Annotated in this window: 13 protein-coding genes and 1 riboswitch; of the genes, 4 read left to right on the top strand and 9 right to left on the bottom strand. The window is 71.8% G+C overall.

Annotation, left to right across the window (positions count from 1 at the left end):
- Positions 1 to 131: 131 nt before the first annotated feature.
- The 8 genes from ACFCXS_RS20445 to ACFCXS_RS20410 all read right to left on the bottom strand — a co-directional run bounded on the left by ACFCXS_RS20445 (position 132) and on the right by ACFCXS_RS20410 (position 7,330).
- On the bottom strand, positions 132 to 1,733 hold the full coding sequence (locus ACFCXS_RS20445; protein ID WP_376644762.1) for an alpha/beta hydrolase: 1,602 nt from the start codon (positions 1,731 to 1,733) through the stop codon (positions 132 to 134).
- 237 nt (positions 1,734 to 1,970) lie between these two features.
- Positions 1,971 to 2,744 carry an urease accessory protein UreD gene (locus tag ACFCXS_RS20440; RefSeq protein WP_376644761.1) on the bottom strand — a complete coding sequence of 258 codons (774 nt, stop codon included), beginning with the start codon at positions 2,742 to 2,744 and terminating at the stop codon, positions 1,971 to 1,973.
- Complete coding sequence (gene ureG, locus ACFCXS_RS20435) at positions 2,741 to 3,418, bottom strand: urease accessory protein UreG (protein WP_376644760.1); 678 nt, start codon at positions 3,416 to 3,418, stop codon at positions 2,741 to 2,743. The genes ACFCXS_RS20440 and ureG overlap by 4 nt, the downstream gene beginning before the upstream one ends.
- A 125-nt stretch (positions 3,419 to 3,543) precedes the next feature.
- Positions 3,544 to 4,218: an urease accessory protein UreF gene (locus ACFCXS_RS20430; RefSeq protein WP_376644759.1), complete on the bottom strand. Its 675-nt coding sequence runs from the start codon at positions 4,216 to 4,218 to the stop codon at positions 3,544 to 3,546.
- A 17-nt stretch (positions 4,219 to 4,235) separates the two neighbouring features.
- Positions 4,236 to 5,957: an urease subunit alpha gene (locus ACFCXS_RS20425; protein WP_376644758.1), complete on the bottom strand. Its 1,722-nt coding sequence runs from the start codon at positions 5,955 to 5,957 to the stop codon at positions 4,236 to 4,238.
- Positions 5,950 to 6,261 (bottom strand): urease subunit beta, encoded by a 312-nt coding sequence (locus tag ACFCXS_RS20420; RefSeq protein ID WP_376644757.1) that lies wholly within the window; start codon positions 6,259 to 6,261, stop codon positions 5,950 to 5,952. Before ACFCXS_RS20420 ends, ACFCXS_RS20425 begins: the two co-directional genes overlap by 8 nt.
- Positions 6,262 to 6,273: 12 nt before the next feature.
- A complete protein-coding gene (locus ACFCXS_RS20415) occupies positions 6,274 to 6,576 on the bottom strand; it encodes an urease subunit gamma (RefSeq protein WP_329330161.1) in 303 nt (100 codons plus the stop codon).
- A gap of 112 nt (positions 6,577 to 6,688) precedes the next feature.
- Entirely contained in the window at positions 6,689 to 7,330 is a 642-nt protein-coding gene (locus ACFCXS_RS20410; RefSeq protein ID WP_376644756.1) for a TetR/AcrR family transcriptional regulator, read from the bottom strand.
- 139 nt (positions 7,331 to 7,469) lie between these two features.
- Here ACFCXS_RS20410 and ACFCXS_RS20405 point away from each other — a divergent pair, with 139 nt between their 5' ends.
- Positions 7,470 to 8,462 (top strand): ABC transporter permease, encoded by a 993-nt coding sequence (locus tag ACFCXS_RS20405; protein WP_376644755.1) that lies wholly within the window; start codon positions 7,470 to 7,472, stop codon positions 8,460 to 8,462.
- Positions 8,463 to 8,676: 214 nt separating this feature from the next.
- Here ACFCXS_RS20405 and ACFCXS_RS20400 read toward each other — a convergent pair whose 3' ends face one another.
- Positions 8,677 to 8,964 carry a type II toxin-antitoxin system Phd/YefM family antitoxin gene (locus ACFCXS_RS20400; protein WP_376644754.1) on the bottom strand — a complete coding sequence of 96 codons (288 nt, stop codon included), beginning with the start codon at positions 8,962 to 8,964 and terminating at the stop codon, positions 8,677 to 8,679.
- Positions 8,965 to 9,055: 91 nt separating this feature from the next.
- Between ACFCXS_RS20400 and ACFCXS_RS20395 the strand changes: the two genes are divergently transcribed.
- From ACFCXS_RS20395 to ACFCXS_RS20385, 3 genes are all read left to right on the top strand, one after another.
- Positions 9,056 to 9,691: an ATP-dependent Clp protease proteolytic subunit gene (locus ACFCXS_RS20395; RefSeq protein WP_376644753.1), complete on the top strand. Its 636-nt coding sequence runs from the start codon at positions 9,056 to 9,058 to the stop codon at positions 9,689 to 9,691.
- Positions 9,692 to 9,698: 7 nt separating this feature from the next.
- The gene (locus ACFCXS_RS20390; protein WP_376644752.1) at positions 9,699 to 10,007 is read left to right on the top strand and encodes a hypothetical protein; all 309 of its coding nucleotides are present in this window, start codon (positions 9,699 to 9,701) and stop codon (positions 10,005 to 10,007) included.
- A gap of 334 nt (positions 10,008 to 10,341) precedes the next feature.
- A riboswitch (cyclic di-AMP (ydaO/yuaA leader) is annotated at positions 10,342 to 10,554 on the top strand.
- 3 nt (positions 10,555 to 10,557) lie between these two features.
- Positions 10,558 to 11,031, top strand: coding sequence for a C40 family peptidase (locus ACFCXS_RS20385; RefSeq protein ID WP_104781964.1), 474 nt, complete (start codon positions 10,558 to 10,560; stop codon positions 11,029 to 11,031).
- Positions 11,032 to 11,156 lie beyond the last annotated feature (125 nt).

Here is an 11,156-nt window from a genome sequence, read left to right as displayed (position 1 = left end):
CCGGGCCACCCCCCCCCCTTTCCCCTCGGGGGGGGGGCCCGCGTGGTGCGCGCCCCGGACGTCTGGTCCACCTGGCAGGGGGGGGGGGGGGCGGGGTGCCCCGGCCGCCCCTCGATACCGTCGTACGACGGCTACGGCTTCGGCGTGGCGTGCGGCGCGCAGGTCACGTCGGCGCCGTCCAGCTTGCCGGTGAGCAGGTAGCTGTCCACCCGGGGGTTGATGCAGGGGTTCACCAGACCGGTGACGCCGTGCGAGCCCGCGTCCTTCTCCGTGATCAGACGGGAGCCCTTGAACCGCTTGTGCAGCTCCACGGCGCCCTCGTACGGGGTGGCCGCGTCCCGCTCGGACTGGACGATGAGCACGCCGGGCAGGCCCTTGCCGGTCTTGACGTCGACCGGCGTCTGCTGCTTGGCCGGCCAGGTGGCGCACGGCAGGTTCATCCAGGCGTTGGCCCAGGTCATGAAGGGGTGGTCCTTGTGGAGCCGCGTGTTGTCGCGGTCCCACTTGCGCCAGCTGGTGGGCCACTTGGCGTCGGCGCACTCCACGGCCGTGTAGACGGCGTTGCCGTTCTCCGAGGAGGCGTTGCCCGCCGTGTCGGACAGGTCGGGGGCGGCGGCGTCGACGAGCGCCTGGGTGTCGCCGGCGACGTACTTGCTGAAGACCGAGGCGGTCGACGCCCAGGCGGAGTCGTAGTACGGGGCGCTCTGGAAGAAGGAGATGAGCTCGGCCGGGCCGACGACTCCGCCGATGGGGTTCTTCTTCGCGGTGGCGCGCAGCTCCAGCCACTTCGCCTGGACGGCGGCGCGAGTGGTGCCGAGGTGGTAGGTCGCGTCGTTCGCGGCGACCCAGTCCTGCCAGTCCTTCCAGCGGCCCTCGAAGGCGACGTCCTGGTCCAGGTTGGCCTGGTACCAGATCTTGTCCCGCGAGGGGTTGACCACGCTGTCGACGACCATGCGGCGCACGTGCCCCGGGAAGAGGGTGCCGTAGACGGCGCCCAGGTAGGTGCCGTAGGAGACGCCGAGGTAGTTCAGCTTCTTCTCGCCGAGGGCGGCGCGGATGACGTCGAGATCGCGCGCGGTGTTCGGCGTGGTCATGTGCGGCAGCATCGCGCCGCTGCGCTCCTGGCAGCCCTCGGCGTACTCGCGGGCCAGCTTGCGCTGGGCGAGCTTGTCGGCCTCGGAGTCGGGCACCGGGTCGGCCTTGGGCGCCTTGACGAACTCCTGGGGGTCTACGCAGGAGATGGGCGCGGACTTGCCGACACCGCGCGGGTCGAAGCCCACGAAGTCATAGGCCTTGGCCGCGTTGGCCCAGACGGCGTTCTTGTTGGTGACCCGGGTCGGGAAGCGCAGCCCGGAGCCGCCGGGGCCGCCCGGGTTGTAGATGAGCGCACCCTGCCGTTCGGCCTTGGTGCCGGTGTTGCCGATGCGGTCGACGGCGAGCTTGATCTGCTTGCCGTAGGGCTTGGCGTAGTCGAGCGGCACGGTGACGTACCCGCACTGGATCGGCTTGGCCAGGTTCCAGTCGGCGGGGCAGTCCTGCCAGCCGATGCCGGCCTTCGCGGCCCGGGCGGCGGCTATCGCGGTGCCCTTGGCCTCCCGGTCCTGGCCGTGGCCGCTGCCCGCGCTCGCGTTCGCGGTGGGCGCCGCGAACGCGCCGGCTATCAGCGTGGCCGTGACGAGCGCGCCGGCCGAACCGAGCGCCGCCACCCGCCTCTTCGGTCTCGAACCCCTCAAGGGGGACCTCCCCGTACCTCGTTGAGATCAGTACGGGCGATCCTCCCGGTTGTGGGGTCCCTGACAACAGGGTCGGGCGTCCTTCTTTGCCAATCCGATAAACGGAGAAGGTGTACTTCTCTGCGGACGACCGGTGTGTGAGGCGCAGGACCGGTGTGCGGGGAAGGACGCTCGGGTCCGTGACGGACGCCGGGTCCGGGAGGGGACGGACACCTGGGCTTGCCGCGGGACGGACGCCTACGTCTGCCGCAGAGACGACAGGGCCTCGTCGAGCAGCCGTCTGAGCCGCAGGGCGTCCGGCGCCACCGCGGTCACCAGCGCGGCGGGCCCGGCGAGAGGCATCAGTGAAGCTCCCTCCCCCAGCGCCCTGGCCGTCACCGGCTCGGCGGCGAACTCCGGGCGCACCACGACCAGCTGGCCGACGGCGCGATGCCCTGCCAGCACGGCGGGCCCGTCCCAGCCGCCCGGCGCGCCGGGCCCGCAGGCCAGTTCCTGGTCGAGTACGGCCTGCCCGGCGACCCGCACGGTCAGACGGCTCGTGAGCCGTCCGGGTTCCTCGCCGACGCGTCCGAGCACCTGCTCCTCGCGCAGCACGAGCCGGGCGGTGGGTGCGAGCTCGACACGGGTGGTGACGTACAGGTCGCTGCCCTGGGCGGAGATCAACTGCTCGGGAAGCCAGTGCAGTTCGCCATGGCCGTCGACATCGAGCCGGACGTCGTAGTGGGCCTCGCCCTTCGCCTGCCCGGGCAGCGCGATGGTGGCGGCGGCCGACCCGACGGACAGCCGCGCACCCTCCTCCACCCGGCCCTCCACGGTGAAGTGGTCACCTCCGAGCGGCCCGCTCATCGCGCCGACCAGCATGACCCGCGCCTCGGAGCCGAAGGCCCGGGTGCGCCGCAGCGCCAGGGGCCCGTCGCTCTCCAGCACGGGCAGCGAGGTCCCGCCCCGCCCGTCGTCCCGGGCGACGATCCGCGCGAGGGACCGCACCCCGGCACCGGTACGCACGCTCACGCCCGCCACGCGGCGAGCTGCGCCCGCACCCACGCGGCGACATCCGCCACGCCGGCCTCGCTGCGCAACGACTGGAAGACCACCGGCAGTTCGGCGCGCTGCGCCTTGGCGTCCGCGGCCATCCGGGCGAGGTCGGAGCCGACGTACGGGGCGAGGTCGGTCTTGTTGACGACGAGGAGGTCGGCGGTGGTCACGCCCGGTCCGCCCTTGCGCGGGATGTCGTCGCCCCCGGCCACGTCGATCACGAAGATCTGCGCGTCGACGAGTCCCTTGGAGAAGGTCGCGGTGAGGTTGTCCCCGCCGGACTCCACGAGCACCAGATCCAGCGGCCCGACCGCGTCCTCCAGGTCCTCCACCGCCTCCAGGTTGGCGGAGATGTCGTCCCGGATCGCGGTGTGCGGGCAGGCGCCCGTCTCCACGGCGGTGATCCGCTCGGGCGGCAGCACGGCCTCGCGGAGCAGGAACTCGGCGTCCTCACGCGTGTAGATGTCGTTGGTGACGACGGCGAGCGCCAGCTCGTCCCTGAGCGCCCGGCAGAGCGCGGCGACGGTGGCGGTCTTCCCGGAGCCGACGGGACCGCCGAGTCCGATGCGGAGTGCTCTGCGGGTGCCGTCGGGACGATCGGCGTCGGCACTGACGGCGGCCGGGCCGTGGTGGGTGTGGTCGAGGTGCATGTGCGGCTCCTGGTGAGGCGGGCCCGGGGTGGCGGGCGATGATGTCGAGGCGCGGGTGAGTGGGGGCTGATCGCGCAGTTCCCCGTGCCCCTGAGGGGTTGGTCTGCGCAGCGTCCGGGAGGCGGCTACGACGCGAACAGCCGCACCGGCCAGGCCGCGTGCGCCTCCGCGCCGGTCTCCAGCAGCGGCGCCGACGCCGCGGGTAGTGCGTCGACCCCGTCGTCGACCACGCGTCGCGCCGCCTCCACCGCACGGTCCACCACGCGGTCCACCTCCGGCGCCAGCCGGGCCAGCACCCGCGTCGCGTCGAACGGATCGAGGCTGAGCAACCGCACGGTCGCCGACGCGGGCCCGCTCACGTTCTCGTACGCCGCGCAGTACGCCGCGTCCACCGGACCCAGCCCCGCCGCCCGGGCCGTCAGTCCCAGCACCACCGGCTGATGTGCCCCCTTGGGGAACTCCCTGCCGAGCGCGTCCAGTTCGGCGGACGGCCAGGTCGCCCGGGCGGCCCGCAGCAGCTGCCGCCCCAGTCTGCGCGCGGCGACCCGCAGCGCGGGCGACGGCGTACGGGCGTCCGCGGCACGGTCGAGCGCGACGGGGTCGATCCCGAGTGCGGCGGCCGCGGCAAGGCCCGCCGCGACCAGCCCCGCCGTGTGCAACCGCCCCCGGCAGAATGCCTCCAGGCTCGCCGCCCCACTGATCCGTCCGGCCTTGACGGCCTCCTCCGCCCCGCCCGAGTGGGCGTGCCCACCGGCGGGGAAGCGGCCGTCGGCCAGAACGAGCAGCGCAGCACGTGACATCAGAACACCCTCAGCCTTCAGAACAGGAAGTACCGCTGGGCCATGGGAAGTTCGGCCGCGGGGGCCGCCTCGACGAGCTCCCCGTCGATGTGCACGGCGAAGCTGTCGGGATCGACCCGCACCTCGGGCCGCGCGTCGTTCTCGCGCATGTCGGCCTTGGTGACCCCGCGCGTCGACTCGATCGCCGCGAACCGCTTCCCGAGCCCCAGCCGCTCCGGCAGCCCGGCCTCGATGGCCAGTGGGGCGACGAAGTTGAGGGAGTTGGAGGCCGGCGCCCGCCCGATCGCCCCGTACATCGGGCGCGGCAGGATCGGCTGCGGGGTGGGGATGGAGGCGTTCGCGTCGCCCATCTGCGCGTAGGCGATCTGCCCGCCCTTGATGACGAGCTGCGGCTTGACGCCGAAGAACGCCGGTTCCCACAGCACCAGGTCGGCCAGCTTGCCGCTCTCCACCGATCCGACCTCCCCCGCCAGACCCTGGGCGAGCGCTGGGTTGATCGTGTACTTGGCGACGTAGCGACGTACGCGGCGGTTGTCGGCGCGTCCGTCCCCGGGCAGTGCGCCCCGCCGTCGCTTCATCACGTGCGCGGTCTGCCAGGTCCGCATGACGACCTCGCCGACGCGCCCCATGGCCTGGGAGTCGGAGGAGATGATCGAGATCGCGCCCAGGTCGTGCAGCACGTCCTCCGCCCCGATCGTGGAGGGCCGGATCCGGGACTCGGCGAAGGCCAGGTCCTCCGGTACCGCGGGGTTGAGGTGGTGGCACACCATCAGCATGTCGAGGTGTTCCTCGGCGGTGTTGACGGTGAACGGCCGGGTCGGGTTGGTGGAGCTGGGCAGCACGTACGACTCGGAGACCACGGTCATGATGTCCGGCGCGTGCCCGCCGCCCGCACCCTCGGTGTGGTACGCGTGGATGCCCCGCCCGGCGATCGCGGCCAGAGTGTCGCCCACGAACCCGGCCTCGTTGAGGGTGTCGGTGTGGATGGCGACCTGGATGCCGGTCCGCTCGGCGACCGTCAGGGAGGCGTCGATGACGGCCGGGGTGGAGCCCCAGTCCTCGTGCAGCTTCAGACCGAGGGCGCCGCCCCGGATCTGCGACAGCATCGCCTCGTGGGAGACGGTGTTGCCCTTGCCGAGCAGGCCGATGTTGAGCGGGTGGGCCTCCATCGCCTCCAGCATCCGCGCGAGGTGCCAGGGACCGGGGGTCACCGTGGTGGCCTTGGAACCCTCCGCGGGGCCCGTGCCGCCACCGACCAGGGTCGTGATGCCGGAGGACAGCGCCTCGTCGGCGATCTGCGGGCAGATGAAGTGCACGTGCGCGTCGATCGCGCCGGCCGTGAGGATCCGCCCGTTGCCCGCGATGATCTCGGTCTCCGGGCCGATGACCAGCTCCGGGTGGACGCCGTCCATGGTGTCGGGGTTGCCGGCCTTGCCGATACCGGTGATCCGGCCGTCGCGGATGCCGACGTCGGCCTTGACGATCCCCCAGTGGTCGATGATCACCGCGCCGGTGATCACCGTGTCCGGGGCGCCCTCCGCGCGCGTGGCCCGCGCCTGGCCCATGGACTCGCGGATGACCTTGCCGCCACCGAACACCGCCTCGTCACCGGCGAGTCCGGGGCCGCCGGAGCGGTCCTCCTCGATCTCCACCAGCAGGTCGGTGTCGGCGAGGCGGATCCGGTCGCCGGTCGTCGGGCCGAACAGGTCGGCGTACGCGGCACGCGAGATCTCAGGCATCGAGGGCACCTCCGGTCTCCCCGCGCAGACCGGGCACCACACGGGATCCGGCGAGCGGAACGAGTTCGACGTCGACGGGGATCCCGGGTTCGAAGCGCACGGCCGTGCCGGCGGCGACGTTCAGCCGCTTGCCGCGCGCGGCGGCGCGGTCGAACTCCAGGCCGGGGTTGGCCTCGGCGAAGTGGTAGTGGGAGCCGACCTGGACGGGCCGGTCGGCTGCGTTGAGGACGGTGAGGCGGACGACCTCGCGGCCCTCGTTGTAGGCAATCGGCCCGTCGGCGAACAGGAACTCTCCGGGAATCACGGTGGCTCCCCGTCAGACGATCGGGTCGTGGACGGTGACGAGCTTGGTGCCGTCCGGGAAGGTGGCCTCGACCTGGACGTCGTGGATCATCTCGGGGATGCCCTCCATGACGTCGTCCCTGGTCAGGAGCTTGCGCCCGGAGGACATGAGATCCGCGACGGTCCGGCCGTCCCGGGCGCCTTCGAGGATGTGCGAGGTGATGAGCGCGACCGCCTCGGGGTGGTTGAGCTTCAGTCCACGGGCCCGGCGCTTCTCGGCGACGTCCGCCGCCACGTGGATCAGCAGTCGTTCTTGCTCGTGCGGGGTCAGCTGCACGTCCCACCTCACAGTCGTCACTCCGGGCCGTGCGGGGCCCGGTTGCCGCGGCCACGGGGCAAAGTGCCAGGTGGCGTGGTCGGCAGGCTAATTGGGTCGCGTTTCGGGCACGTTAACCGAGTTGTGATCCGCCGGCGCCCTCGCCGCGCATGCCCGTCAGGGCCCGCAGGCCGTCCTGGAGGACCTCGACCGGGGCGGGTCCGAAGAGGGATTGCTGCGCGATGAACCCGAGCACGGAGGCGATCATCGTGCGGGCCACGTGGTCCGGCACCACGTCCGCCCGCATCATGCCCGCCTCCTGATATCCCTCCACGACCTTCCCCCAGACCGCGCGGACCGAGCCGTAGCCCTCCCGCAGGAGGGCGGCCAGCTCCTCGTTGCGCAGGGTCTCCGTCCACACCTGGATGACGAGCCGCGGAAAGGCGGGCCGACCGTCGACGACCAGGGACTCACGGGCGGCGAGCGTCCTGCCGAGGACCGAGGCGACGAGTTCGTCCGGCGGCGGGGGCGGGCTCTGCCGCGCCGCCTCCTCGAAAGCCTCGCGGACGGAACCGAGCGTCTCGGCGACGATCGCGCCGATCAGCTCCTCCTTGCCGCTGAAGTAGCGGTACACCGCGCCGGCCGAGAGGTCGACCTCCTTCAGCACGTCCTGCATGGAGGTGGCGTGGAAGCCGTTGCGGGCGAAGCAGAGCGCGGCGCCGTCGAGGATCTGGCGGCGGCGGGCGTCGAGATGTTCCTGGGACACGCGGGCCATGATCCCCAATCTAAAACGAATATTCATTCTTGACAAGAGGCCGCCATTGGAGCACGGTGAGGGCATAGCAAAACGAACGATCCTTCTTTTAAGCGTTCGAGGTTCCGCTCACCGGCTCCGCTCACTTCAGGAGACCCTCATGCCTTCCCGCAACCGCCATGTGATCGCGGTCGTCGTCCTCGTGCCCGTCCTGGCAGCCCTGGCCCTGTGGGCCTTCGCCTGGCCCGCCTCCCGCATCGCACCCCGCGACCTGCCGCTGGGCGTGGCCGGACCGACCGCCGCGGCGGCCCAGGTCGAGCGGCAGCTGGAGCGGCACGAGGGCGCCTTCGAGATCCACCGCTACGCCGACGAGGCCGCCGCCCGCGACGCCATCGAGGACCGGAGCGTGTACGGCGCGCTCGTGGTCACGCCACAGGGGCCCGAACTGCTCACCGCGTCCGCGGCCGGACCCGCCGTCGCCCAGTTCCTGCAGCAGGCCGTGGCGCAGCAGGCCGCCACCGACGGCACCCGGGTCCGGACGGTCGATGTCGTGCCCACCCCGTCCGCCGATCCGCGCGGCGCGGTGCTGAACGCCGCCGTGCTCCCGCTCGCCCTGGCCGGCATCGCGGCGGGCGCGGTCGTCACCCTGCTGGGGCTGCGCGGCGGCCGCGCAGCCCTCGCGCTGGTCGGCGCGTCCGCCCTGGTGGGTGTGGTCGCGGCGGGGATCGCGCACAGCTGGCTCGGGGCGCTCGGCGGCACATGGTGGACGGAAGCGGGTGTGCTCGCCCTGTCCACGCTGGCCGTCGGCGGTGCCGTCGCCGGACTCGCCGCGCTGATCGGCCCCGCCGGCACGGGCGTCGGGGCCGGCCTGGTGATGCTGATCGGCAACCCGTTCTCCGGCGCCACCTCGGCCCCGCAGATGCTGCCGGAGCCGGCCGGGGCGATCGGCCGGTGGCTGCCGCCGGGTGCGGGCACGAGCCTGCTGCGCTCGGTGTCGTACTTCGACGGCGCGGCGGCGACCGGGCCCGCCCTGACGCTGACCTGGTGGGCGGTGCTGGGCCTGGGTGCCGTGCTGCTCGGCGGCTCGCTCAGGACACGGAAGCAGGGCAGTGAGCCCGCGGCCGACCGCCGGGAGCTGTCGCCGGTCGGCTGAGCCCGCCCTCGCCGCATGCCGGCACGGAGCGACCGTGCGCCCCCGCCGTAGCGGACGGGGGCGCACGGTCTTCCTGTCCTTCCTGGCTTCACGCATGCCCGGGGTTCTGACACGCCTGGAGTTCTCACAGGCCCGGGGTTCTCACATGCCCGCGCTTCCCACATGCCCGGGCTTCGGACGGGCCTGAGCCTCTCGCCCGCCCGGGGCGGCCGGTCTACGCCGGGCCGGCCCTGCGGTGCTCCGCCGCGATGCCGAACCGCTGTGGTTCGCCGGGAGCGGACGCGACCTGGCGGACCGTGGACACCGCGCTGACCACCTGCTCCTCCACGGGCTCCGCGAGCTCCTGGCCCTCTTCGAGTCGCCGCAGGTCATCGGCCGAGACGAGGGCGACGAGGGGCTTGCCGTGCCGGGTGACGACGACGCGTTCACCGGCGTACACCACGCGGTTGATCAGGTCGGCGAGCTCAGCCCTGGCTTGCGTCACCGGAATCTCGTAGGCCATGTCCCCATCATAACGTCACGTACGTCCTGTACATTTTTTACAGAGACGGCTGTCGCCGGAGACAGCCGCGCCCGCGAGGAGGGGGTTCGCCATGACCCGACCGTCCGCCCGCTACGTACTGCCCGAGTTCACCGAACGCACGGCGTCCGGGCAACGGACGACGGATCCGTACGCGAAGCTCCTGGAGGAGCGGATCATCTTCCTCGGAGCGCCGGTGGACGAGACCTCGGCGAACGATGTGATGGCCCAGTTCATGTATGTGGAGCACCAGGCTCCGGAGCGCGACATCTCGCTGTACATCAACTCCCCCGGCGGCAGCTTCCACGCGATGACGGCGATCTACGACACGATGCAGTACGTCTCCTGCGACGTGGAGACGATCCTCCTGGGCCAGGCCGGCGCCGTCTCCTCGGTACTGCTGGCGGCGGGGACACCCGGCAAGCGATTCGCGCTGCCCGACGCGCGCCTGGTGCTCCGTCAGCCGGCGCTGCCCGAGCCGATCCGGGGCCAGGCGAGCGATCTGGCCATCCAGGCGGACGAGTTGACGCGCATCCGGAGCCGGATGGAGGAGATGCTCGCGCTGCACACGGGCCGCACCCGGGAGCAGGTGAGCGCGGACATCGAGCGGGACAAGGTCCTCACCGCGCAGGAGGCGGTGGAGTACGGCCTGGTGGACGGGATCATCCCCAACCGCAAGGCCACCCTCGCCCCGCCGACCGGGCGGTGAGGCCCCCGTGCTCCCGCCCGAACTGCCGCCGCTGCCCGCCCTGACCCGCGCCGAGGCGGAACTGATCGACCGTTACCTCGACGTGGTCGACCTGCTCGGCCGCATCAACCCGGCCCGGGACGGTGACACCTACCGCGGGCTGCGTGCCGCCCAGACCCTCGTCGGCAAGGCGACCGCGCTGCGTGACGCTCTGGCCTTGATGCACCAGCGGGGCGAGACGGAACTGCACGCCGCCACCCTGGCCCGGGCGTTGCGGGTGCTGGACGGCGAACGGCGCACGGCGCGACTCACCCTGCCCCCGGAGTCCGTCAGTTGACGCGAGCCGCCGGCCAGGACATCCGAGGAGATGTGGAGCGTTCGGAGCTGAGTTGAAACGGGCCGAAAGACGTACCCCTGTTCGGAGTAGGCGGGAGACCGATTTGGGGACCCTTCCGGTTGCGCAACGCGCGTAGCCATAGGACGGAATTGGGCATTCCGGTGCTGGTCCGACGGTCCGCGAACCCGCGAACAGTGGCGCGAACGCACACGTGTCCACCCGAACGGGTGAGTGGTGAGTAACAACACAAATCCCCGGTTCCGTTGGGAAATCAGGACAGGCATGCGCCAAGATCCCTGACTGACGACAAGCCCCCGCCGCTGTGGCGGGGCGATCCGGGCGGACGCCGAGTCCTGCCGCCGCCCGGACGACCGGTCGACAGGAGTGGATCGGCAGGAGTGGAGGACCCAAGCACGACGGGTCGCCGGGACGGTCAGGCCATGACCGGATCCGAGCAGCCCTTGGGGTGAAGCCGCGTCAGCGGCCGGGCAACTTTGTCAGCCCGAATCCGACAGGTCATCCTTCACAGGCGGCTGACGAAGGGTTGCGCATGACTGCGCTCAATCGTGTCCCGTCGCTCATGGCCCGAGCCGGTACGGCCTCGGCGCTCACCATCGCCGCGGTGGGCGGCTCGATCGTGGCCCCCGGCTTCGCCTCCGAGGCCGCGGCAGCCACACCGGCGACCAAGGCACTCCAGATCGCGGCATCCAAGAAGGGTTCGCCCTACAAGTACGGGGCGATAGGGCCGCACCGGTTCGACTGCTCCGGGCTCACGCTCTACTCGTTCAAGAAGGCCGGCAAGAAGCTCCCCCGCACGGCTGCCCAGCAGTACAACAAGACGCGCCACATCTCCGCCAAGAGCCGCAAGGCGGGAGACCTGGTGTTCTTCCACTCGGGCAGCAACGTGTACCACGTCGGCATCTACGCGGGTAAGAACAAGCTCTGGCACTCCCCGAAGAGCGGGGACGTGGTGCGGCTGCAGAAGATCTGGACCAAGAGCGTCTGGTACGGGCGCGTGAAGTGATCCGCCCGGCGTGGGGGGGGGGGGGGGGGGGGCCGGCCCCCCCCCCCCCGGGGCGCCGGGGGGGTTGGGTTTACGAGAAGTGGAGGGGGGGCAACCGCCCCGCACCACAAGGATATAAAAAAAAA

The organism is Streptomyces sp. NPDC056373 (assembly GCF_042262425.1).
Classification (GTDB): domain Bacteria; phylum Actinomycetota; class Actinomycetes; order Streptomycetales; family Streptomycetaceae; genus Streptomyces.
This window is presented reverse-complemented; position numbering and strand designations above follow the sequence as displayed.

What these genes read in the sequence shown, in the direction of transcription:
- ureG (WP_376644760.1), bottom strand. Translation starts at nt 3,418, where the DNA reads ATGCACCTCGACCACACCCACCACGGCCCGGCCGCCGTCAGTGCCGAC.
- ACFCXS_RS20425 (WP_376644758.1), bottom strand. Translation starts at nt 5,957, where the DNA reads ATGCCTGAGATCTCGCGTGCCGCGTACGCCGACCTGTTCGGCCCGACG.
- ACFCXS_RS20400 (WP_376644754.1), bottom strand. Translation starts at nt 8,964, where the DNA reads ATGGCCTACGAGATTCCGGTGACGCAAGCCAGGGCTGAGCTCGCCGAC.
- ACFCXS_RS20395 (WP_376644753.1), top strand. Translation starts at nt 9,056, where the DNA reads ATGACCCGACCGTCCGCCCGCTACGTACTGCCCGAGTTCACCGAACGC.
- ACFCXS_RS20385 (WP_104781964.1), top strand. Translation starts at nt 10,558, where the DNA reads ATGACTGCGCTCAATCGTGTCCCGTCGCTCATGGCCCGAGCCGGTACG.
- ACFCXS_RS20405 (WP_376644755.1), top strand. Translation starts at nt 7,470, where the DNA reads ATGCCTTCCCGCAACCGCCATGTGATCGCGGTCGTCGTCCTCGTGCCC.
- ACFCXS_RS20430 (WP_376644759.1), bottom strand. Translation starts at nt 4,218, where the DNA reads ATGTCACGTGCTGCGCTGCTCGTTCTGGCCGACGGCCGCTTCCCCGCC.
- ACFCXS_RS20410 (WP_376644756.1), bottom strand. Translation starts at nt 7,330, where the DNA reads ATGGCCCGCGTGTCCCAGGAACATCTCGACGCCCGCCGCCGCCAGATC.